At 63.2% G+C, this 22,863-nt stretch carries 21 protein-coding genes and 1 tRNA gene; 4 read left to right on the top strand and 18 right to left on the bottom strand.

The window, feature by feature from the left end; translation table 11 throughout:
* Window positions 1-104: 104 nt before the first annotated feature.
* The 9 genes from rpoB to FXB38_RS07825 form a co-directional block, all read right to left on the bottom strand.
* Window positions 105-4,223 carry a DNA-directed RNA polymerase subunit beta gene (gene rpoB, locus FXB38_RS07865; protein WP_148750327.1) on the bottom strand — a complete coding sequence of 1,373 codons (4,119 nt, stop codon included), beginning with the start codon at window positions 4,221-4,223 and terminating at the stop codon, window positions 105-107.
* A 472-nt stretch (window positions 4,224-4,695) separates the two neighbouring features.
* Window positions 4,696-5,067, bottom strand: a complete 372-nt coding sequence (gene rplL, locus FXB38_RS07860; RefSeq protein WP_148750326.1) for a 50S ribosomal protein L7/L12 — start codon at window positions 5,065-5,067, stop codon at window positions 4,696-4,698.
* 54 nt (window positions 5,068-5,121) lie between these two features.
* Window positions 5,122-5,640, bottom strand: a complete 519-nt coding sequence (rplJ, locus tag FXB38_RS07855; protein WP_148750325.1) for a 50S ribosomal protein L10 — start codon at window positions 5,638-5,640, stop codon at window positions 5,122-5,124.
* Window positions 5,641-6,222: 582 nt separating this feature from the next.
* A complete protein-coding gene (locus FXB38_RS07850; RefSeq protein WP_148750324.1) occupies window positions 6,223-7,176 on the bottom strand; it encodes a 2-hydroxyacid dehydrogenase in 954 nt (317 codons plus the stop codon).
* Between the two features lie 90 nt (window positions 7,177-7,266).
* Complete coding sequence (gene rplA, locus FXB38_RS07845) at window positions 7,267-7,959, bottom strand: 50S ribosomal protein L1 (protein ID WP_014494487.1); 693 nt, start codon at window positions 7,957-7,959, stop codon at window positions 7,267-7,269.
* Window positions 7,960-7,965: 6 nt separating this feature from the next.
* A complete protein-coding gene (gene rplK, locus FXB38_RS07840) occupies window positions 7,966-8,394 on the bottom strand; it encodes a 50S ribosomal protein L11 (protein WP_007602986.1) in 429 nt (142 codons plus the stop codon).
* Window positions 8,395-8,526: 132 nt separating this feature from the next.
* Window positions 8,527-9,087, bottom strand: coding sequence for a transcription termination/antitermination protein NusG (nusG, locus tag FXB38_RS07835; protein WP_129268045.1), 561 nt, complete (start codon window positions 9,085-9,087; stop codon window positions 8,527-8,529).
* On the bottom strand, window positions 9,087-9,278 hold the full coding sequence (gene secE / locus FXB38_RS07830) for a preprotein translocase subunit SecE (protein ID WP_007611620.1): 192 nt from the start codon (window positions 9,276-9,278) through the stop codon (window positions 9,087-9,089). The genes nusG and secE overlap by 1 nt, the downstream gene beginning before the upstream one ends.
* Window positions 9,279-9,607: 329 nt before the next feature.
* A tRNA-Trp gene (locus FXB38_RS07825) sits at window positions 9,608-9,683 on the bottom strand.
* Between the two features lie 161 nt (window positions 9,684-9,844).
* On the opposite strand from FXB38_RS07825, the gene FXB38_RS07820 reads away from it, so the two are divergent.
* Complete coding sequence (locus FXB38_RS07820; RefSeq protein WP_187434738.1) at window positions 9,845-11,068, top strand: serine hydrolase domain-containing protein; 1,224 nt, start codon at window positions 9,845-9,847, stop codon at window positions 11,066-11,068.
* Window positions 11,069-11,247: 179 nt separating this feature from the next.
* On the opposite strand, the gene FXB38_RS07815 is transcribed toward FXB38_RS07820, so the two are convergent.
* Both FXB38_RS07815 and FXB38_RS07810 read right to left on the bottom strand, forming a co-directional pair.
* On the bottom strand, window positions 11,248-12,015 hold the full coding sequence (locus tag FXB38_RS07815; protein ID WP_148750322.1) for an SDR family NAD(P)-dependent oxidoreductase: 768 nt from the start codon (window positions 12,013-12,015) through the stop codon (window positions 11,248-11,250).
* Window positions 12,016-12,099: 84 nt separating this feature from the next.
* Complete coding sequence (locus FXB38_RS07810) at window positions 12,100-12,798, bottom strand: histidine phosphatase family protein (RefSeq protein ID WP_148750321.1); 699 nt, start codon at window positions 12,796-12,798, stop codon at window positions 12,100-12,102.
* 132 nt (window positions 12,799-12,930) lie between these two features.
* On the opposite strand from FXB38_RS07810, the gene FXB38_RS07805 reads away from it, so the two are divergent.
* Both FXB38_RS07805 and argE read left to right on the top strand, forming a co-directional pair.
* Window positions 12,931-13,716, top strand: coding sequence for an SDR family NAD(P)-dependent oxidoreductase (locus FXB38_RS07805; RefSeq protein ID WP_148750320.1), 786 nt, complete (start codon window positions 12,931-12,933; stop codon window positions 13,714-13,716).
* Window positions 13,717-14,719: 1,003 nt separating this feature from the next.
* Window positions 14,720-15,898, top strand: coding sequence for an acetylornithine deacetylase (gene argE / locus FXB38_RS07795; protein ID WP_148750318.1), 1,179 nt, complete (start codon window positions 14,720-14,722; stop codon window positions 15,896-15,898).
* A 143-nt stretch (window positions 15,899-16,041) separates the two neighbouring features.
* On the opposite strand, the gene FXB38_RS07790 is transcribed toward argE, so the two are convergent.
* The 4 genes from FXB38_RS07790 to FXB38_RS07775 form a co-directional block, all read right to left on the bottom strand.
* Window positions 16,042-16,668: a LysE family translocator gene (locus tag FXB38_RS07790; protein ID WP_148750317.1), complete on the bottom strand. Its 627-nt coding sequence runs from the start codon at window positions 16,666-16,668 to the stop codon at window positions 16,042-16,044.
* 21 nt (window positions 16,669-16,689) lie between these two features.
* Entirely contained in the window at window positions 16,690-16,911 is a 222-nt protein-coding gene (locus FXB38_RS43655) for an NIPSNAP family protein (RefSeq protein WP_246229733.1), read from the bottom strand.
* Window positions 16,912-17,368: 457 nt separating this feature from the next.
* Window positions 17,369-18,427: a phosphotransferase family protein gene (locus tag FXB38_RS07780; RefSeq protein ID WP_148750316.1), complete on the bottom strand. Its 1,059-nt coding sequence runs from the start codon at window positions 18,425-18,427 to the stop codon at window positions 17,369-17,371.
* Window positions 18,428-18,521: 94 nt separating this feature from the next.
* Window positions 18,522-19,757 carry an acyl-CoA dehydrogenase family protein gene (locus FXB38_RS07775; RefSeq protein WP_148750315.1) on the bottom strand — a complete coding sequence of 412 codons (1,236 nt, stop codon included), beginning with the start codon at window positions 19,755-19,757 and terminating at the stop codon, window positions 18,522-18,524.
* Between the two features lie 232 nt (window positions 19,758-19,989).
* Here FXB38_RS07775 and FXB38_RS07770 point away from each other — a divergent pair, with 232 nt between their 5' ends.
* Complete coding sequence (locus tag FXB38_RS07770) at window positions 19,990-20,652, top strand: TetR/AcrR family transcriptional regulator (protein ID WP_148750314.1); 663 nt, start codon at window positions 19,990-19,992, stop codon at window positions 20,650-20,652.
* Window positions 20,653-20,655: 3 nt separating this feature from the next.
* On the opposite strand, the gene FXB38_RS07765 is transcribed toward FXB38_RS07770, so the two are convergent.
* The 3 genes from FXB38_RS07765 to FXB38_RS07755 form a co-directional block, all read right to left on the bottom strand.
* Window positions 20,656-21,048 carry a RidA family protein gene (locus tag FXB38_RS07765; protein ID WP_187434737.1) on the bottom strand — a complete coding sequence of 131 codons (393 nt, stop codon included), beginning with the start codon at window positions 21,046-21,048 and terminating at the stop codon, window positions 20,656-20,658.
* A gap of 98 nt (window positions 21,049-21,146) precedes the next feature.
* The gene (locus FXB38_RS07760; protein WP_128951178.1) at window positions 21,147-21,362 is read right to left on the bottom strand and encodes a hypothetical protein; all 216 of its coding nucleotides are present in this window, start codon (window positions 21,360-21,362) and stop codon (window positions 21,147-21,149) included.
* A 237-nt stretch (window positions 21,363-21,599) separates the two neighbouring features.
* Complete coding sequence (locus tag FXB38_RS07755; RefSeq protein ID WP_148750312.1) at window positions 21,600-22,829, bottom strand: CaiB/BaiF CoA transferase family protein; 1,230 nt, start codon at window positions 22,827-22,829, stop codon at window positions 21,600-21,602.
* Window positions 22,830-22,863: the final 34 nt, after the last annotated feature.

The following is a 22,863-nucleotide window of genomic DNA, read 5'->3' as shown; positions in this document are numbered from 1 at the left end:
CTCCGGCCGCAAATTCGAAAATCACTCGAGCGGGGCGCCCTGCCCTCAAGGCATCGGGAGGGGCGCCAATGCCCGGCCGCGAAGGCCGGGCATGAAAGGTCGTATTACTCGGCTGCTTCCGACGTCGACGCCGGTCCCACCTTGGAATTGTGCAGGTCGACGTTGAGGCCGAGCGAGCGCATTTCCTTGACCAGCACGTTGAACGATTCCGGAATACCGGCCTCGAAGGTGTCGTCGCCACGCACGATCGCCTCGTACACCTTGGTACGGCCGGCGACGTCGTCCGACTTCACGGTCAGCATTTCCTGGAGCGTGTAGGCCGCGCCGTAAGCCTCGAGCGCCCACACCTCCATTTCGCCGAAGCGCTGGCCACCGAACTGCGCCTTGCCGCCCAGCGGCTGCTGGGTAACGAGCGAGTACGGACCGATCGAACGCGCATGGATCTTGTCGTCGACGAGATGGTGCAGCTTGAGCATGTAGATGTAGCCCACCGTCACCTTGCGATCGAAGGCATCGCCGGTGCGGCCGTCATAGACGGTCGACTGACCCGAAGCGTCGAGACCGGCAAGCTTCAGCATCTCCTCGATGTCGGCTTCCTTGGCACCGTCGAACACCGGCGTCGCGATCGGCACGCCGCGGCTGAGGTTATGGCCGAGTTCAAGCAGCTCGTTGTCGTTGAGCGTCTTGATCGTCTCGTCCTCGCCGTAGACCTTCTTCAAGGTATCCTTCAGCGGCTTGATGTCCTGCTTCGACAGGTAGGCATCGACCGTCTGGCCGATACGCTTGCCGAGGCCGGCGCAGGCCCAGCCGAGATGCGTCTCGAGGATCTGTCCGACGTTCATGCGCGAAGGCACGCCGAGCGGATTGAGCACGATGTCGGCATGCGTACCGTCCTCGAGGAACGGCATGTCCTCGATCGGCACGATCTTCGACACCACGCCCTTGTTGCCGTGGCGGCCGGCCATCTTGTCGCCGGGCTGGATCTTGCGCTTCACCGCGACGAAGACCTTGACCATCTTCATCACGCCGGGCGGCAATTCGTCACCGCGCTGGAGCTTCTCGACCTTGTCGAGGAAGCGCTGTTCAAGCCCCTTCTTCGACTCGTCGTACTGCTTCCGCATGGCCTCGATCTCGGCCATCAGCTTGTCGTTCGGCGAAGCGAACAGCCACCACTGCGACTTCGGGTACTCCTCGAGCACCGCGCGGGTGATCTTGGTGTCCTTCTTGAAGCCCTTCGGGCCCGCAATGCCCTGCCGTCCCTCGAGGAGCTCGGCAAGACGGTTGTAGACGTTGCGGTCCAGGATCGCCTGCTCGTCGTCGCGGTCCTTGGCCAGACGCTCGATCTCTTCCCGCTCGATCGCCAGCGCACGCTCGTCCTTGTCGACGCCGTGACGGTTGAACACGCGGACTTCCACGATCGTGCCCTGCACGCCCGGGGGAACGCGCAGCGAGGTGTCGCGAACGTCGGAGGCCTTTTCACCGAAGATGGCGCGCAGAAGCTTTTCTTCCGGCGTCATCGGGCTCTCGCCCTTCGGGGTGATCTTGCCGACCAGGATGTCGCCGGCGCGCACTTCCGCACCGATGTAGACGATACCGGCTTCGTCGAGGTTCTTCAGCGCTTCTTCCGAAACGTTCGGAATGTCGCGGGTGATTTCCTCAGGCCCGAGCTTGGTGTCACGGGCCATCACCTCGAATTCTTCGATATGAATTGAGGTAAACACGTCTTCCTTCACGATCCGCTCGGAGAGCAGGATCGAGTCTTCGAAGTTGTAGCCGTTCCACGGCATGAACGCGACGAGCACGTTACGGCCGAGCGCGAGCTCGCCGAGATCGGTCGACGGACCGTCAGCGATGATGTCGCCCTTCTTGACGATGTCGCCCACCTTCACCAGCGGACGCTGGTTGATGCAGGTCGACTGGTTGGAGCGCTGGTACTTCATCAGCCGGTAGATATCGACGCCCGACTTGGTCGGATCGAGATCTTCGGTGGCGCGGATAACGACGCGGGTCGCGTCGATCTGGTCGATCACGCCCGAACGGCGCGCCGCGATCGCAGCACCCGAGTCACGCGCAACCACGCCTTCCATGCCGGTGCCGACGAACGGCGCCTCGGCGCGAACCAGCGGCACCGCCTGGCGCTGCATGTTCGAGCCCATCAGCGCGCGGTTGGCGTCGTCGTTCTCGAGGAACGGGATCAGGGCTGCGGCGACCGAAACGAGCTGCTTCGGCGACACGTCCATGTAGTCGACCTTGTCCGGCGTCACCGGCAAGACTTCGCCGGCGTGACGGCAGACCACGAGGTCTTCGGTGAAGCGGCCCTTCGGGTCGAGCGGCACGTTGGCCTGCGCGACGGTGTAGCGGCCCTCTTCCATCGCGGAGAGGTACACGACCTCGTCGGTGACGCGGCCGTCCTTCACCTTGCGATAAGGCGTTTCGACGAAGCCGTACTTGTTCACGCGCGCGAAGGTGGCGAGCGAGTTGATCAGACCGATGTTCGGACCTTCCGGCGTCTCGATCGGGCAGATGCGGCCGTAATGCGTCGGATGCACGTCGCGCACCTCGAAGCCGGCGCGCTCGCGGGTCAGACCGCCCGGTCCAAGTGCCGACAGGCGGCGCTTGTGGGTGATCTCCGACAGCGGGTTGGTCTGGTCCATGAACTGCGAGAGCTGCGAGGAGCCGAAGAACTCGCGCACGGCGGCAGCCGCCGGCTTCGCGTTGATCAGGTCCTGCGGCATGACCGTGTCGATGTCGACCGAGGACATGCGCTCCTTGATCGCGCGCTCCATGCGCAGGAGGCCGATGCGATACTGGTTCTCCATGAGCTCGCCGACCGAACGCACACGGCGGTTGCCGAGATGGTCAATGTCGTCGATCTCGCCCTTGCCGTCGCGCAGATCCACCAGAGTCTTGATGACGGAAAGGATGTCTTCCTTGCGCAGCGTGCGCTGGGTGTCGGGCGCATCGAGATCGAGGCGCATGTTCATCTTGACGCGGCCGACCGCGGAGAGGTCGTAACGCTCTGAGTCGAAGAACAGCGACTGGAACATCGCCTGCGCCGAATCCAGCGTCGGCGGCTCGCCCGGACGCATCACGCGGTAGATGTCGAACAGCGCGTCTTCACGCGTCATGTTCTTGTCGGCCGAGAGCGTGTTGCGGATGTAGGCGCCGACATTGACGTGGTCGATGTCGAGCAGCGGCAGTTCCTTGTAGCCGTGCTCGTTGAGGGCCTTCATCGACTTGTCGGTGATTTCCTCGCCGGCTTCGGCGTGGATCTCACCCGTCTTCGGGTTGACGAGGTCCTCGGCGAGGTAGTTGCCGACGAGCTCCTCATCCGACAGGCGCAACGCCTTCAGTCCCTTCTCCTGCATCTGACGCGCACCGCGCACGGTGAGCTTCTTGCCGGCCTCGAGCACGACCTTGCCGGTGTCGGCGTCGATCAGGTCGTTGATGGTCGAGTAACCGCGGAAACGGTTGGCGTCGAACGGAACGCGCCAGCCTTCCTTGGTCCGCTTGTAGAGGATCTTCTTGTAGAACGTGGACAGGATCGCCTCGCCGTCGAGGCCGAGGGCGAACATCAGCGACGTCACCGGAATCTTGCGGCGACGGTCGATACGCGCATAGACGATGTCCTTGGCGTCGAACTCGATGTCGAGCCAGGAGCCGCGATACGGGATCACGCGGGCAGCGAACAGCAGCTTGCCCGAGGAATGGGTCTTGCCCTTGTCGTGGTCGAAGAACACGCCCGGCGAACGGTGCATCTGCGAGACGATGACGCGCTCGGTGCCGTTCACGATGAAGGTGCCGTTCATCGTCATGAGCGGAATGTCGCCCATGTAGACGTCCTGCTCCTTGATGTCCTTGACCGACTTCGCACCGGTTTCCTCGTCGATATCGAACACGATGAGGCGCAGCGTCACCTTGAGGGGAGCCGCGAAGGTCATGCCGCGCTGGCGGCACTCGTCGACGTCGTATTTGGGTTGCTCGAACTCGTAACGGACGAACTCCAGCATCGAGGTGCCCGAGAAGTCCGAGATCGGGAACACCGAGCGGAATACGGCCTGCAGGCCCTCGTCAAGGCGACCGCCCGCGGGTTCATCGACCATCAGGAACTGGTCATAGGACGCCTTCTGAACCTCGATGAGGTTCGGCATCTCGGCGACTTCCTTGATGTGTCCGAAGAACTTGCGAACGCGTTTGCGACCGGTGAATGTCTGCTGCGCCATCGTGGCCTCTCATTTCGTCGCCCGCTCTGGGCGCGCCGTCCAGGACTCGGCTGCCGCCGCTCCCCGGGTTGAATTTTTCGAACCCGTTTTGGGGACCGAAAATCCAGTTTCAGGCCGTCATGTCCTGAATCTGTTCTTCAGACCTTCAAAACGCAAAACGACGCGCGGGGCGCATAGGCACGCCCGCCCGTCTCAACGATCGTCTTCACGGACTGCAAAAGCCCGAAATAGCGTGCTCTCCCAACGGCTTACAGGGAAATCCGGCACCCTGCCCACCGCGCTTTCGTGCTGCCGACCCGATATGGGGCGACAATAGTGGAGATTCGAGGGGTATACCCTCAAATCCCCACACATTTTCGTGTTCGGCCTGCGTCGGGACGATCCGTCGCACGCCTTTTGCATCAGGCCCACCCTTTTGAGGGACGGACCAAGGTCCCGAGCCTTGGCCCGGGACCCCGCCAGTAAGCGTCGCTTACTTGAGCTCGACCTTCGCGCCAGCCTTCTCGAGCTGGACCTTGAGCTTCTCGGCCTCGTCCTTGTTCACGCCTTCCTTGACAGGCTTCGGCGCGCCCTCGACGAGGTCCTTTGCTTCCTTCAGGCCCAGGCCGGTGATGGCGCGGACTTCCTTGATGACCTCGATCTTCTTCTCGCCGGCGGCGGCCAGAACGACCGTAAACTCGGTCTTCTCTTCCGCCGGAGCGGCGGCAGCAGCGGCGGGACCGGCAACGGCCACTGCCGCAGCGGCGGACACGCCCCACTTTTCTTCGAGGAGCTTCGCGAGTTCGGCAGCTTCGAGCACGGTGAGGCTCGAGAGGTCGTCAACGATCTTCTGCAAGTCAGCCATTGTTCAGTTTCCTTGAATGTAAGTCTGGTTCGGGTTTGAGTTTTGCGAAGGGCGTCAGGCCGCTTCGCTCTTTGAGGCATGAGCCTGGATGACGCGCGCGAGCTTGCCCGCGGGCGCGTTGGCGAGCTGTGCGATCTTGGTCGCCGGGGCCACAAGCAGGCCGACGATCTTTGCACGCAGTTCGTCAAGCGACGGCAGCGAGGCAAGTGCCTTCACGCCGTCGACATTCAGGACGGTCTTTCCCATCGAGCCGCCGATGATGACGAACTTTTCGTTCGTCTTGGCGAATTCGATGGCGACCTTTGGCGCCGCTACCGGATCGTCCGAAGTGGCGATCACGGTCGGTCCCTTCAGCATGGGGCCGATGGCAACGACATCAGTGCCTTCAAGAGCAATTTTGGCGAGACGGTTCTTCGAGACCTTCACCGAGGCGCCAGCCTGCTTCATCTGCGTCCGCAGCTTCTGCATCTGGGCAACGGTCAGGCCGGAATATTGGGCAACGACCGCGACGCTCGTGGCCTTGAAGACCCCATTGAGCTGTTCGACCGCTTCCTTTTTTGCCGCTCGTTCCACAGCAAGCTCTTTCCGGTTGGCGGTCATCGCGAAAAGCGGGACCGCCGGGTTGCACCCATCGTCCCACCCAAAACCTGAACCTCAGGGTCAAAACCCATCGGACACGCGCCGGGCGAGACGACAATTCAAAGCCTGCCCTCCGGGAGCTGGTGAGAGCCCACGGCGTGTCGAGGTCCGAACCAAACTCCTTCCGCGACCACCCTAAGGTGGGATGCGAAGTGAAATCCGGTCTTCACCCGTCTATGCAGGCCATGCGATTAAGCCGTTGAGAAATCGAAATTTCCCGCAGGCGCCTGCAGTCTTGGACAGGACAAGGCCAGCCGGCGAACCGCCTGACCTCTGCCCGCACCCCCACCAACCGATGGATTTTCCTTCCTTTTCGGGCAAATCCTTGCGGACGTCCTGAAAAGGAATGATCTCCTGCGCGTCGGGTTTTCGGAATGCGTGCACAGACGCGCCAGCCAAGGCCGGCGCGTCCGGAAGCGGTTCTTTAACCGCTCTCTGCCCGCTTGCCAAGAGCAAAATTCACACCAGTTCCAATCCGTTGCCCACGGGGCTTGAGGCGGCCGGACAAGGGGCGATTCAGGCCGATTTGACCCCATAAGGCAGCGGCTTGCCCGCGAAGAACGCATTCAGGTTGGCCAGCGCGCAGTTCTGCATGGCGACGTGCGATTCGAGGGTGTGGCCGCCGATATGCGGGGCGAACACGACGTTTGGGAGCGCGGTCAGGGCGTCGGGGGCGTGCGGTTCCGTCTCGAAGACGTCGAGGCCGGCGCCAGCGATGGTCTTGTCGGCGAGCGCCGCGACCAGGGCCTTCTCGTCGATGACCGAGCCGCGGGAGATGTTGACGACATAGCCGTCCGCGCCGAGGCGCTTGAGGATGTCGGCGTCGACCACATGCTGGGTCTCGGCCCCTGCCCGGACAGCGATCATCAGCACGCTGCACCAGTCGGAGAGCGCCTCGAGCGTCGGGAAATATTGATAGGGCAGATCGTATTTGCTGCGGCTGAAATAGCCGACCTCGCTCTCGAACGTGGCGCAGCGCGCCGCGATCTTGCGGCCGATCTCGCCCATGCCGTAGACGCCGATGCGGCGGCCGGGCATGCCGGCCTGCGGGCGCATCATCGGCGACTGTTTTGACCCAGCCCAATCACCGCTGCGAACATATTGATCGGCCACCAGGATCCGCCGCGTCGTCGCCAGCATCAGGGTCATCGCGATGTCGGCGACCGATGCAGCATTGGCGCCCGGGCTGTGGCCGACTGCGATATTGCGCGCGGCAGCAGCCTTCAGGTCGACGCCGTCATAGCCGGTGCCGTAGCAGACGATCGCGCCGAGTTTTGGAAACAGGTCCATCGCCTCGGCATCGAGCGGCGAGCCGCCAGCCGTCAGCATCGCACGGATGCCGCCGAGTTCTTCCGCCGAAAACACCTCCCGCGCAGGCTTGCCGCCGGTGTCGAGCAACTCGAATCGTTCGGCGAAGCGCACCATCATCGTCTTGGGAAAGCGCGAGTAGATCAGGACCTTGTCAGCCATTGTTGTTGTTTCCGGTGAGCGAAGTCGAAAACGGAAAGGGGCGGAATCGGTCGCCCGATTCCGCCCCTCGCCTCATGCAATTTCCAAACCTTAGCCGAGAATGGTACCCGGCTCGACCTTCACGCCCGGGCCCATCGTCGAGGACACCGCAACGCGCTGGATGTAGGTGCCCTTGGAGCCAGCCGGCTTCGCCTTCGAGACAGCATCGGCGAGAGCCTTGATGTTCTCGACCAGCTTTTCCTCGGAGAACGAGGCCTTGCCGACGCCGGCCTGCAGGATGCCGGCCTTCTCGACGCGGAACTCGACCGAGCCGCCCTTGGCACCCTTCACCGCACCGGTGACGTCCATGGTCACGGTGCCGATCTTCGGGTTCGGCATCAGGCCGCGCGGGCCGAGCACCTTACCGAGACGGCCGACCAGCGGCATCATGTCGGGGGTGGCGATACAGCGGTCGAAATCGATCGAGCCGTTCTGCACCTTCTCGACCAGGTCTTCGGCGCCGACGACGTCGGCACCTGCGGCCTTGGCTTCGTCAGCCTTGGCGCCACGGGCGAACACGCCGACGCGGAGCGTACGGCCGGTGCCGTTCGGCAGGGTCACGACGCCGCGGACCATCTGGTCGGCGTGACGCGGATCGACGCCGAGATTGATCGCGACCTCGATGGTCTCGTCGAACTTCGCCTTGGCGCGTTCCTTGACCATCTTGATGGCGTCCGCGAGCGGGTAAAGCTTTTCGCGGTCAACACCTTCGCGGGCTTTGTTCAAACGCTTTCCGATTGCCATAGCCGCTTACCCCGCCACTTCCAGACCCATCGAACGGGCAGAGCCCTCGACCATCTTCATGGCCGATTCGATCGAGTCGCAATTGAGATCCTTCATCTTCTTCTCGGCGATCTCGCGCACCTGCGCCTTGGTCACCGCGCCGGCCTTGTCACGGCCCGGAGCTTTCGAACCGGACTGAATCTTGGCGGCCTGCTTGAGGAAGAAGGACATCGGGGGGGTCTTCATCTCGAAGGTGAACGAACGATCGGCGTAGATCGTGATCACGACGGGAATCGGGGTGTTCTTCTCTTCCTTCTGGGTCTGGGCGTTGAACGCCTTGCAGAACTCCATGATGTTGAGACCGCGCTGACCGAGCGCGGGACCGATCGGGGGCGAAGGATTCGCCGCACCGGCCGGGACCTGGAGCTTCAGGTATCCGGTCACTTTCTTTGCCATGTATCACTCCTGTTGTGCCGGCAACGCCGGCGGTTTCAGGTTCGTGGTCTGGGTCGGATGCGGCTGGCGACCGCCCTTTCCCTCCCACGGCCTCTCTTTGCGTGACGCCTTAGGGCGTCCCGCGCGACCCGATCAGACCTTCTCGACCTGACCGAATTCCAGCTCGACCGGCGTGGCGCGGCCGAAGATCGACACCGCGACCTTCACGCGCGAGCGCGCCTCGTCGATTTCCTCGACGACACCCGAGAACGAGGCGAATGGGCCATCGGCCACGCGCACGTTCTCGCCGATCTCGAACGACACCGACGCCTTCGGCCGTTCCACACCCTCCTGCACCTGGTGCAGGATGCGCATGGCCTCGGCCTCCGAGATCGGCATCGGCTTGTTCTCGGCGCCGAGGAAGCCCGTGACCTTCGGCGTGTTCTTGATCAGATGAAACGCCTCGTCGGTCAGCTTCATCTTCACCAGCACGTAGCCCGGGAAGAACTTGCGCTCGGCGTCGATCTTGCGGCCGCGGCGCACTTCCGTGACCTTCTCGGTCGGAACCAGTACCAGCTCGAACAGCTCCTCGAGCCCGCGCTGCTTGGCCTGCTCGCGGATCGATTCGGCGACCTTCTTCTCGAAGTTCGAATAGGCGTGGACGATGTACCAGCGCTTGTCGGTCGATTGGGTTGCAGCGGCTGCTGTTGCCATCAGTGAATGCCCAAAAGGAAGGTGATGAGGTAGCGGATGATCTGGTCGGCGGCGAAGAAGAAGATCGAGGCCACGGCGACCATCACGAACACCATGATGGTGGTGATCGTGGTCTCACGACGGGTCGGCCAGGTGACCTTGGCGGTCTCCGAGCGTACTTCCTGCAAGAACTTGAACGGGCTGACTGCCATCGTTTGAGACGCCAATAATGATTTCAGGGATCCGAACAGCCGCCTGTGGCCCAGCCCTCTGTCTCGAAGGATGAGCCGGAAAACCGGGCTCGATTGTTCGGGGGATTTCAAAGCCGCGCCGGAAATCCGCGTTTAACGGGCCGGCTGCGAGTGCCGGGTATCTACTGCGGATGAGGCCAAAGGTCAAGGTGTGAGCGGGGGCGGAATGCGCGCGAGCCCGGCTGACGGACGCGATGCGGATCAAGGGCTTATCCGGTCACCATGATCCAACGGCCGAGGCGTTGGCCCCACCGCCGTCCTGCCTGTCGATCCTGATTGTCGGGATTAGCTGGCAGGAGTGGCAGGGCTCGAACCTGCGACCCCCGGTTTTGGAGACCGGTGCTCTACCAATTGAGCTACACTCCTACGGACCCTGCGTTGCCGCGGATCAGGCCGCTTTCAAGCACAGGGGACGGCTGGTTTGCAAGGACGGATTGCAAGGGTGAAGCGCGCTGGCTTCGCTTGTTTGTGCCGCGCCTTCTGGGCCAGAGTTCGTTCCCGATAATAACATGCCCCCGGGAGTGAACATGACCGCGACAGCCGCCCCTCGCCCCTCGACCGCGCCGAAAACCCCGCCTTTGCCCGAGGCCAAGCCGGAAACGCTGGGCCTGTCGCGCCCTCGTCTCCAGGCGATGTCGGATGCGTTCAAGCGCGAGATCGACAAGGGAACCGTCCCCGGCGTGACCGTGCTGGTGGCCCGCCGCGGCCAGGTCGGCTGGTTCGAGGCGCTCGGCAAGCAGAGCCCGGCGGCTTCCGCGCCGATGGCGCTTGATTCGATTTTCCGGATCTTCTCGATGACCAAGCCGATTGTGTCGGTCGGCATCATGGCGCTGGTCGAGGACGGCCACCTTCTCCTCGGCGATCCCGTCGCGAAATTCATCCCCGAGTTTGCCGACCAGAAGGTCGGCGTCGTCAGCGGCGGCAGGCTGGAACTGGTTCCGCCGAAGCGGCCGATGACGGTGCAGGACCTGCTCCGCCACACGTCTGGTTTGACGTATGAGCACCAGGGCGACGGCCCGGTGCACAAGCTCTACCAGGAGTCCCGCGTCCGCAGCCGCAAGATCACCAATGCCGAGCACGCCGCGCTGGTGGCGAGCTTCCCGCTGGTCTGCCACCCCGGCGACGAGTTCAACTACAGCCGTTCCACCGACATCCTCGGCCGCATCATCGAGGTCATCAGCGGCAAATCGCTCGGCACGTACCTCACCGAGCGCATCCTCGCGCCGCTGCAGATGACCGAGACCGGGTTCTCCACCTCTGAGGCCAATGTCGGCCGGCTCGCCCAGCCGTTCGAAGCCGATCCCTGGACCGGCGACAAAGTCGCGCTGTTCAACATGCTCGAGCAGCCGGTGATGGAATCCGGCGGCGGCGGTCTGGTCTCGACCACGATGGACTACGCCCGCTTCGCGCTGATGCTGCGCAATGGTGGCACGCTCGACGGCGCCAGGATCATCGGGCGCAAGACGCTGGAGCTGATGGCGTCCGATCACCTCGGGCCGCACGTCGTGACCAACGGCACGCTGCTCTCGCCCGGCCACGGATTCGGTCTCGGCTTTGCGGTGCGCACGCAAGCCGGCATCGCACCCTTCCCCGGCAGCGTCGGCCAGTATTTCTGGAGCGGCATTGCCGGGACGTTCTTCTGGATCGATCCGAAAGAAGACCTGTTCACGGTGTTCATGAGCCAGGGCCCCGGCCAGCGCGATTTTACGCGGACGCTGGTGCGGGATCTGGTTTACGCGGCGGTGGATTAAACTTGCGCCGGATCACCAATCTCGCTGTCATGCTCCGCGAAAGCGGGGCATCCAGTACTCCGCGGCAGGTGTGGTGAAGGCGAGCTCTCCAACGCCGGTCTCTGGGATACTGGATCGTCCGCCTTCGCGGACGATGACACCTGAGTTTAGCCGGAGTGAGTGCCCTTCCCGCGAGGGAATCAACTAATCGTCGCGCCGCCGTCGATCACCATGGTCTGGCCGGTCATGAAGTCGCCGGCCGCCGATCCCAGGAACACGGCGGCGCCCGCGATCTCGTCGGGGATGCCGATGCGGAGCAGCGGCGAGCGCGCGGTCGAGGCTTTCAGGTTCTCCGGATTGTCCCACAGCGCCTTGGCAAAATCGGTCTTGATCAGGCCAGGCGCGATGCAGTTCACGCGGATGTTGTGCTTGCCGTATTCGCAAGCCAGGTTGCGTGCGAGCTGCATGTCCGCAGCCTTCGAGATCGCGTAAGCCCCGAGAATGGTCGAGCCCTTGAGGCCGCCGATCGAGGAGACGATGATGACCGAGCCGTCCTTGCGCTCGATCATCTGCGGCACCACCATCGAGATCAGCCAGTTGTTGGCGACGATGTTGTTGTCGAGAATTTTGCGGAACTGATCGTCGGAGATGCCGGCAAGCGGACCGTAATACGGGTTCGACGCGGCGTTGCAGACCAGCACGTCGATCCTGCCGAAGGCGCGGTTGCTCTCGTCGACGAGGTTTTGCAGATTCTCCTTCGACGAGATGTTCGCGGCGATCGCGACCGCGGTGTCCTTGCCGAACTTGTCGTTGATGCCCTGGGCAACCTCATCGCAGACATCGGCCTTGCGCGAGGAGATCACGACCTTGGCGCCGTGCTCGGCCATACGCTCGGCGATCGCAAGCCCGATGCCGCGGGTCGATCCCGTGATGACGGCAACTTTGCCCTTCATGTCGAACAAGGTCATGTTTCTCTCCCAGAGTATGATTTGATTTGCTTGAAGCTTACGCCGTGTCCGCGCGAACGGACAATAACGCAGGTAAATTTGGCCTCATGCGAGCTTCTTGACTTCCGGTCCCGCCGGCTGATGCATCTCGGCATGCGCATCGTCGGCGATCCACGGTTGCTGGTTCACCATCGGCAGCCGCCAGACCGAGCGCTCGGGGCTTGTGAAATAATCGAGCCGCGTGATCGAGCAATTGTCGATATCGAACGACAACGCCCTCTCAACCTCGCCATTGAGCGCGAGTCCCAGTGCGGCCTTGATGGTGCCGCCATGCGCGACCGCGATCACGTCCTGCCCCGCCGCCTCATTGTTGATCCGCTCGACGGTACGGCGGGTGCGGTTGTAGAGATCCATAAAGCTTTCGCCGCCGGGCGCGGGCTCGTTGATGTCGGCAAACCAACTCGAGCCGACGGGACGGCTGGCAACGAACTCGGCGCGGTTCATGCCCTGCCAGCGGCCGAGATTCTGCTCGGCGAGATCGGCTTCCCATTTCATCGACGCAGGACGCGGGTAGCCCGCCGCCCAGATCGCTTCGGCCGTTTGATGCGTGCGCATCAGATTGCTCGAATACCAGGCCGCCTTGCGTGGCAGCACCTTGGCCACAGCATTGAACACGTAGGTGTCGCTGGTGTCGCAGGCGAGATCGCTCTGTCCGTAGATGTTGCCGCCGTCATTGCGCACCGGCGCATGACGAACCCACCACCAGCGTGTCGTGACCACATTCGGCTTGTCTGCGGTTGCCATGAGCCTCTTCCATCCCGTGTGATGTCGCTGTACGTCAGTAGCGAACGTGTCTCAAGACACTTTACCGTTTGAAATTCTGTTTGAAATTCCGTCGCGCGGCAAGCGTCACGCGGCACACCAGGAGAGAAACGCATGGGCCGTCTGCAAGGCAAATCCGTCATCATTACCGGCGCCGGCAGCGGCATCGGCCGCGCGGCTGCGCTGCTGTTCACCAGGGAAGGCGCCAAGCTGATCGCGGTCGACCGCACCGAGGCGGTGAAGGAGACCGTCGACGAGGTGAAGAAGGCCGGCGGCGTCGCGGAAGCGATGATCGCCGATGCCGGCTCCGAGCAGGACGTCATCGCGGTAATCGAAAAGGCAGTGAAGACGCACGGCCGGCTCGACGTGATCTGGGCCAATGCCGGCGTCTCCGGCGGGCTCGTCCCGCTCGGCGAGCAGACCGTCGAACAGTGGCAGGAGGTGCTGCGCATCAACCTGATCGGACCGTTCCTCGCGGTGAAGCATGCGATGCCGCATATGGTGAAGCAGCAGTCCGGCGCAATCGTGCTGACGGCATCGGTCGCAGGGCTCAAGGCCGGCGCGAGCGGGCATCCCTATGCGGCAAGCAAGGCCGGCGTGATCTCGCTGGTGCAGACCACCGCCTATTCGCTCACCGGCACCGGCGTGCGCATCAACGCGGTGTGCCCGGGCCTGATCGAGACGGGCATGACCAAGCCGATCTTCGACCGCGCTAGGGAGCGTGGCACTGCCGACAAGATCGGCCAGCTCAACCCCTTGAAGCGCCCCGGCCAGCCGCACGAGCTCGCCGCGATGGGATTGTTTCTGGCCAGCGACGAGGCGTCGTATGTGAACGGCCAGGCGTTTCCGGTGGATGGCGGCCTCACGGCGTCGATGCCGTATGCGGGCAAGCCGGTTTAGCAGGCACACTCTCGTGTCCCGGACGCGCTGCAGCGTTCTTACGCTGCTGCGCAGAGCCGGGACCCAGGAAGATACGGAGTTCGCTGTTGCATGGGCCCCGGCTCTGCAGCGCATCACTTCGTGCTGCGCAGCGTCCGGGGCACGAGACCGTCTTTGAAATATCAACAACGAGACCGTCTTTGAAATATCAACATGAGTTCGCATCCTCGCGGCTTGTTTCGCCCGAGCTTTGCTCCGTCGCCTCACCCTCATTTGAAAGAGGGCGCAGGGAAGGCCGGGAGCCGGCTGGCTCCCATTGACCGCCATGCCATGAGTAGATTGCGCTACACTGCACAGCGGATAACAGGGCAGCCGGAGGCATCCCGGCCTTCCCTGCGCGGATGGTTGGAACGACTTATGTCGTGCTCTCCCCGGGGAGCGATGCACTATTGCCCCCGTCGCCTCGCGGATGACCGATGCGCGAACCCGGTCGGGCCGCACGCATCACCGCAAAGCTTGGCGCACAGGCTCCGGGCGCCAGGACCACACGATTTGGCCGTACGCAGATCGCACCGGTCGTGTGCGCGAGGCCTTCGCTCACGGTTGCCCGCCCTGCAAAACCCTTCGCGCCGATGTGACCCTCGCCCACCGCCGCCCGGCCCGCGTTCGTGACGATCGCGATACGCCCCTCTTCCTTGGGCCGGAGTGGGACCACACATACGCCGTTTCCGAATTTCGGTAAAGTGGAATATTTGTGCCGATACGGATTGACCGAGGGTTTGGGTGTTTTGCCCGTCGGGCAACGCAAGGTCTCGTAGCCCTACCGCGTCATTCCGGGGCGCGACGAAGTCGCGAACCCGGAATCCATTTCACCGCGCGTGATGCCGCCCGATGGATTCCGGGCCCAATGCTGCGCATTGCCCCGGAATGACAGCTGCGGCTTCGTTTGCCCGACCGGCCGCAACATTGGTATGGTTCATGCAAGCGGCATCAGCCTCCGCAATTCTCTAACAAGAACGTGAAAATGCCGGACTCCAGACCCGACCGTATCCGCAAACTTCTTGCCGACCTCGTCGGCTTCGACACGATCAGCGACCGCACCAATTTGCCTTTGATCGCGCACATCGAGAGCTATCTCGCCTTCCTCGGCGTCAAGGGCGAACGCATCACCGACGAGACCGGCGAGAAGGCCTCGCTCTGGGTCACGATCGGCCCGGAAGATCGACCCGGTCTCGTGCTATCAGGGCATACCGACGTCGTGCCCGTCGTCGGCCAGGACTGGAGCCACGATCCGTTCAAGCTCATCGAGCGCGACGGCAAGCTCTACGGCCGCGGCACCACCGACATGAAGGGATTTGTCGCAGTGTGCCTCGCCATGGTGCCGGAGATGCTGGAGGCGAAGCTGACAACGCCGATTCATCTTGCCATCTCCTATGACGAGGAGATCGGCTGCGTCGGCGTGCGGCCGATGCTTGCCGAGGTCGCGAAGAAGAAGGTCCGACCGCTCGGCGCCTTCATCGGCGAGCCGACCGAGATGAAGGTCATCATCGGCCACAAGGGCAAGCATGGCGTGCGCGCGACGTTCCACGGCCTCGCCCGCCACTCCTCGATTGCGCCCGACGGCGTCAATGCCATCGAATACGCGGCCGAGATGATCAGCGAGATCCGCCGCCGCGCGGTGAAGCTTGCAAGCGATGTCGAGCTCAGCAGTCTCTACGATGTCCCGCACTCGACGCTGCTGACCAGCATCGTGCATGGCGGCGCCGCGCTGAACATCGTGCCTGACACCTGCACCGTGGACTTCGAATGCCGCGGCATCGGCATCACTGAGTCCAGGGAGGTGACGGATGCGATCGTCGCCTGGGCCAAGGCCGAGCTCGAGCCCGCGATGAAGAAGCAGCATCCGGAATGCGGCATCGATTTCGAGGAGATCCTCGACTATCCCGCCCTCGACACCAAGGCGGACGCCGCGATCGTCACGCTGGCGAAGCAGCTTGCGGGACGCAACGACCACGCCAAGGTCGCCTTCGGCACCGAAGCCAGCCTGTTCGCCGGCATGGCCGATATCCCCTCAGTGGTGATCGGCCCGGGCTCGATCGCGCAGGCGCATACGCCGGACGAGTTTGTAGCGATGGCCGAGCTGGAGAAATGCGCGGGGTTCGTGGAGAAGCTGATCGCTCATTGCGCGAAAGCGGAGTCCTAAACGGCGCTGCCGTAAGGTGGGCAAAGGGACGCGTGCCCACCATTTTTCACCGCGATCGCTGACAGATGGTGGGCACAGCGCTACGCGCTTTTGCCCACCCTTGCTACAAGCTCCGATGCGTAGGGCTACGGGAGCGCCGCGCCTCAGCGCTCCTGCAAGGCCAGCCGGACGCCGACGGCGCAGTAGATGATCCCGACCACCTTGCCCTGCCACCGCACGACCGCAGGGTGGCGACGCAGGAGATTGCCGAGACGGCCGGCGCCGACTGCGAACACGACGGTGCTGACCAGGCCGAGCAGCACGAAGACGGTGCCGAGGATCGCGAGCTGAAGCGCGGTCGAACCGTTCTCGGGCCGGACGAACTGCGGCAGGAAGGCGAGGAAGAACAGTGCGGTCTTGGGATTGAGCACTTCGGTCAGCACGGCCTGCCGAAGGGCGCGCCCCGCGCTGATCGCGGGCGCGCCGTCGTCCAGCTTGATCGGTGCTTTGTCGAGCATCGCGCGGATGCCAAGATAGATCAGGAATCCCGCGCCCGCATATTTGACGATGCTGAACAGGAGCGCCGACGTGGCGATGACGGCCGAAAGGCCGACGATCGCCATGCTGGTGTGGATCACGTCACCCGCAGCAATGCCAGCGCCGGTGGCGATGCCGACCCTCGTTCCCGAGCTTGCAGCTCGCGCCATGGTGAGCAGCGTGGCCGGGCCGGGAATGAAGACGAAGCCGAGAACGATCAGGATGTAGGTGACGAGGGTGGCGTGGTCGATCATGCGCGCGGTCCCGAGGGCGAATTAGTATGACAGGCTGAGCGACGGCGAATAGTCCACCGGCACGAGCAGCCGGTCCTCGATCTGGCCGACCATCAGGCCATGCTCGGCGTGGGTCACGCGCTTGATCTCGGCCCACTCGGTATCCGCCATGAAGGCCGCCCACGCCGAAATCTTCGCTGCCTCGTCCGGCCACTCCAGGAGATAGGCGAACTCGGTACGATCGCCGAATTTGGTTTTCCACATCGCCACGATCTGAAAGCCCTATCGGCTTCGCATGATACGCGCGGCATGGTCGCGGAAACGGGTGTGGAATGCGGCCTTGTTCTTTTCGAAGATTTCGTAGATGCGCAATTGCTGGATCATGACCGTCTCCTTGCGGGGAGAGATAGGGTCGAACGGCGCGCCGTCAAACCGAGAAGTCAGCCGGCCTTCGTAGGGTGGGCAAAGCGAAGCGTGCCCACCATTTTCACTGCGATCGCTGACAGATGGTGGGCACAGCGCTACGCGCCTTTGCCCACCCTACGCACCCCACCCGCGGCACGCATCCTCGTCATTGCGAGGAGCTCTTGCGACGAAGCAATCCAGACTGCCGCCGCAGAGATAGTCTGGATTGCTTCGCTTCGCTCGCAATGACAGAACGTGTGGTGACAGCGACGCACCAAGCAAAAAGGCGCGCCCACCGACCGCGCCCTCGTTATTTCTACACCGCGCCTGCCTTCTGCGCGTAGTCCCATGACGCCTGCGACAGCGGCACGGTGCGCTTGGCGGATTCCAGCGCCTTGGCGTTGGCGGCGGTGCCGTCGCGGACGCGGCCGGCGATGCCTTGGGTGATGCCGGCGAGACGGAACAGATTATAGGCAAAGTACCAGTTGAGATCCGGCACCGTCATCTTGGTGACGTTGCAATAGATCTGCGCGGCTTCCTCCACGCTCGGGATGTTGAGCGCCTTGAGGTCTGCGCCGTGCAAGCCCGGCATGATCCACTGCATCAACAGGTAGGTGAAGTCGGCCATGGGATCGCCGAGCGTCGACAGCTCCCAATCCAGCACGGCCTGCACGCGCGGTTCCGTCGCGTGGAAAATCATATTGTCGAGACGGTAGTCGCCGTGGACGATCGAGACGCGCGCCTGCTCCGGCACAGTCTTGGGCAGCCATTCCGCGACCTTCTCGAACTCGGGAATGTGCTGGGTCTCGGACGCCCGATACTGCTTGGTCCAGCGGTCGATCTGGCGCGCGAAATAATTGCCAGGCTTGCCGAACTCGCCGAGGCCAATCGCGACGGGATCGTACATGTGGAGCTTTGCCAGCGTCTCGATCTTGCTGGTGAAGATCTTTCGGCGCGCATCGCCATCCTGGCTCGGCAGCGTCGGATCCCAGAACACCCGCCCCTCCTCCATCGACATGATGTAGAAGGCGGCGCCGATGATGCTGTCGTCCTGGCACAGCGCATAGGCGTGCGCGACCGGAAAGCCCTGCTTTCCAAGGGCCGCGATGACGCGATATTCGCGATCGACCGCATGCGCCGACGGCAGCAGTTTGCCGAAGGGCTTTCTGCGCATCACGTAGGAGCGCTTCGGCGTGTTCAGCCGGTAGGTCGGATTGGATTGGCCGCCCTTGAACTGCAGGACGACCAGCGGGCCCTCAAAGCCTTCGACGTTGTCACGCATCCAGGCCTCGAGCCCGAGCTCGTCGAAGCGATGACGCTCCTCGACCGGCTTGGTGCCCGAGAACTCTTCGTCTTTCCTGACGCCGTCAGCCACGGTGACGCTCCCTCTTTTTGTTTTCCGTCATTCCGGGATGGTCCGAAGGACCAGACCGAAATGACAGTGAAGGGAGCGCCATCAGCTCTCCCTGTCAATGCTTGGGAGAGTTGGCATACTTCCGAACCTCTAACCTTGCAATGGCGCGATTGTGCACCTCGTCCGGACCGTCGGCGAGCCGCAACGTGCGGATCCCCGCATAGTCCTTGGCAAGGCCAGCTTCGTCGGAGACGCCGGCACCGCCGAAGGCCTGAATCGCCTCGTCGATGATCTTCAGCGCCATGTTGGGCGCTGCGACCTTGATCATGGCGATCTCGGCCTGCGCGGTCTTGTTGCCGACCTTGTCCATCATGTCGGCGGCCTTGAGACACAGTAGGCGCGTCATCTCGATGTTGGTGCGGGCCTCGCCGATGCGCTGCTCCCACACACTGTGCTCGACGATCTTCTTGCCGAAGGCGGTGCGCGACATCAGCCGCTTCACCATCTTCTCCAAGGCCTCCTCGGCCTTGCCGATGGTGCGCATGCAGTGATGGATGCGACCGGGACCGAGGCGGCCCTGCGCGATCTCGAAGCCGCGGCCTTCGCCGAGCAGGATGTTCTCCTTCGGCACGCGCACGTTCTCGAGCAGCACCTGGGCGTGGCCGTGCGGCGCGTCGTCGAAGCCGAACACCGGCAGCATCTTCTCGACCTTGATGCCGGGGGTGTCGAGCGGAACCAGGATCTGCGACTGCTGCTGATGTTTCGCGGCGTTGAAATCGGTCTTGCCCATCAGGATCGCGATCTTGCAGCGGGGATCGCCGACGCCGGACGACCACCATTTGCGGCCGTTGATGACGTAATGATCGCCGTCGCGCGCGATGCTGGTCTCGATGTTGGTGGCGTCCGACGAGGCAACCGCCGGCTCCGTCATCAGGAAGGCGGAGCGGATCTCGCCGTCCATCAGCGGACGCAGCCATTTGCGCTTCTGCTCCCTGGAGCCGTAGCGCATGAACACTTCCATGTTGCCGGTGTCGGGCGCGGAGCAGTTGAACACTTCCGAGGCCCAGGAGATGTGACCCATCTGCTCCGACAGCAGCGCGTATTCCAGGTTGGTCAATCCGGCGCCGCGGAATTCGTCGTCTTCATGCTCGTTCGGCGGCATGAACATGTTCCAGAGGCCTTCGGCCTTCGCCTTCTTCTTGAGGTCTTCCAGGACCGGGATGACCTTCCAGCGATCGCCGCTCTTGTCCTGCTCGTTATAGATCGGCACCGCCGGCCGCACGTGCTTGGTCATGAAGGACTGCACGCGGTCGAGCCATTCCTTCTGCTTGGGCGACAGATCGAAATCCATGGGACGCTCCTCGGTCTCTCTTTGAAAGCCTATTTTGGAAAGCCTGTTTTGCGCCGGACTGTCCTCCCGCCGCGCGCGGCCCGCAAGCGCCATTCGGCGGTTCGCGGGTCGAGGAACCCGCACCGCTTTCAACGGCGGCGCAATTTCCATCGTGCGGATTGACTTTCTCCGGCCTTCAAACGATAGTTTCATACAAGTGTTTGAATTGCAACTCCCTCCCCTGAGCGCATCCATGGCCAGCGATCATACGAGGTCTGCCATTCTCGCCGCCGCCGAACGGCTCTATGCCGATCGCGGTTTTGGCGACGTCACGCTGCGCGACATCGTCGCGGAGGCCAATGTCAATTTGGCCGCGGTGAACTACCATTTCGGCTCGAAGGACGAGCTGATCGCGGAATTATTTGTCACCCGCTCGATCGCGACCAACCGCGAGCGCCTGCGCGAGTTGAAGGCGGCGGAAGAGCAAGGCGGCGGCCGCGCGCCGATCGAGGTGATCTTGCGCGCGCTGGTCGGGCCGACCCTGCGCGGCTGCTTAGGCCCGGAGAACCAACGCTCCACCGCGGCCCGCTTCATGATCCGCGCCTCGATCGAATCCGTGCCACCGATCCGTCGCATCAAGAACCGTGAGATCGACCACTTGCGGAAATTCGCCGGCGCGATGCGAAGGTCCCTGCCCGACCGCAGCGACGTCGATATCTATTGGGGCCTGAATTTTGCGCTCGCGATGGCGCATCACACCATCCGCGAGAGCGAGCGCCTGACAAAGCTGTCGGACGGCAAATGCGATCTCGACGACGTCGAGGACGTGGTCGCGCGCGTCGTCAACGTCGCGACGATGGCGCTGACGGCGGGCAAGGCCGAAGCCAAGGTGCCATCACGGATCGCCGCGCGGTAGCCCTTACATCATCGCGATGCAGTCGATCTCGACGTCGAAGGGGCCGAACCATTCCGGCGTGCAGACAAAGATCCGCGCCGGCGGATCGACCGGGAAATAGCGCGCATAGACCGCGTTGAACGCGGCGAAGTGTCTTGTCGAGGTGCAGTAGACATTGCACTTCATGACGTTATCCAGCGAGGCGCCAGCCGTCTGAAGGCAGAGCTTCATCTGCTCCATGATGATCTCGCTCTGTCGCTCGATCGGCATCCCTCCAATCTCGCCCGTCTCGGGGTCGAATGGCGGCAGGCCGGCGACGAAGATCATGTTGCCGGCGCGCGTCACCGGCGAGGTCGGAGCCTTCACGCGGTCGAGAAAGGACGAGATCGGTTCGACGCGGAGCGCTTCGCGTTTCATGGCGGCCACCTTCGGTTCGAGCGAGACTGAGGCCTTGCTACACAATATTGCAGCCGGCATGCTTCGCTTTTGATCGAAGTGTGGTTGCGATGCGCGGGCTAGGCTCGCTGCGGCATCTCCTCGGCCTCTTCCTTGGCGAGCAGCAGCAGCATCTCGATGCCCATCTCGCCTTCCTGTGGCGAGCGGATGAACTTGATCTCTTCGGCACTTTGCCGCAGCGCCGCAATGATCGCGACAGCCTGGTTGGCCGTGGCCGCCTCAGTCGCCAGAATGGCCTTCTGGTTCTTTGCTTGGAACCCGATGGTATAGGACATGCGCTTCCCTCCCGAACTCAGTGGGAGAGATCGAATCTGAGTCGCGGGCGAAGCGGAAGCCGGTTGTACTACGGACCGGGTTTGTCTGGGGATTGCGCGCAAGCCTCGGGTAAGGCCACGAGATCGTCATGCTTCCGTCACGAATTGATCGGCGCCATTCCCGGCTCTACGCGAGCCCGAGCATCGCGCGCACGCTTCCAGCGCGGACGTCGCGCCTTGCTTTTGCCGGTCATGAAATCAGATGATCCCCTGCTGCTTCAGCTCCTCGATCTTCCCCGCGTCATAGCCGAGCTTGCCACCGAGCACTTCCTGGGTGTGCTCCCCGAGCAGCGGCGGGGCGCGGTAAGTCTCGATCGGCGTCTCCGAGAACGTCAGTGCGTTGCGGATCAGCGACAGATCGGGATCGAAGGGATGATCGACCTTCACCCGCATGCCGCGTGACTGAACGTGCGGATCGGAAAACACCTGCTCGAAATTGTTGATCGGCCCCGACGGCACGCCGGCCTCCTCGAGCTTGTCCAGCCAATAGGCCACGGGCTTGGTCAGGAACAGGCCGGCGAAGATCGCCATGATCTCCTTGCCGTGCACGACGCGGTCGTTGTTCTTGATGAAGCGCTTGTCGTTGGCGAGCTCGGGCTGGCCCAGCACGGCGCAGGTGCGCTGGAACTGGCCGTCATTGCCGACCACCAGCATCAGCTCGCCGTCGGTGCAGCGGAACACGCCGGCGGGCATGCCGCCATTGCCCCAGGTGCCGCGGCGCGGCGGCGTCTTGCCGTTGACGAGGTAGATCTGCAGCCAGTGCGACAGCGAGGCGATGACGGTGTCGAACAGGCAGACGTCGATGTGCTGCCCCTGCCCGCCATTGACGTCGCGATGGTAGAGCGCCGACAAAAGCCCGATCGAGGTGTTCATGCCGGTCATGTAGTCGACGATCGACGGGCCGACCTTCATCGGGCCCTCGCCCGGCTCGCCGTCGATATGGCCGGTGACGCTCATCAGGCCGCCCATCGCCTGGAGGATCGCGTCGTAGCCGGCGCGTGGCGCATAGGGTCCGGTCTGGCCGAAGCCGGTCACCGAGCAATAGATGATCCTGGGGTTGATCGCCTTGATGGTCTCGTAGTCGAGGCCGTAGCGCTTGAGATCGCCGACCTTGTAGTTCTCCATGAAGACGTCGGCGTCCCTGGCGAGCTCGCGGATGATCGCCTGCCCCTCGGGCTTGGCGATGTTGACGGTGACCGACTTCTTGTTGCGGTTGGCGCAGAGATAGAATGAATTGTTGTTGTTCGCTTTGCCCTCGGGATCGGTCAGATAAGGCGGGCCGAAGGCGCGCGCGTCGTCGCCGGTGCCGGGCCGCTCGATCTTGATCACCTCCGCGCCGAGATCGCCCAGCATCTGGGCCGACAAGGGCCCTGCAAGCACACGCGTGAGGTCAAGGATCTTGATGCCTGAGAGCGGCAGGGCCGACATGTCGATTTCCTCCGGGGAACTGGATTTTGGCGCG

This window comes from Bradyrhizobium cytisi (genome assembly GCF_008123515.1).
Taxonomy (GTDB): Bacteria; Pseudomonadota; Alphaproteobacteria; order Rhizobiales; family Xanthobacteraceae; genus Bradyrhizobium; species Bradyrhizobium cytisi.
Note: the sequence above shows the minus strand (reverse complement) of the source record. Positions and strands in the feature narration are given on the sequence as shown.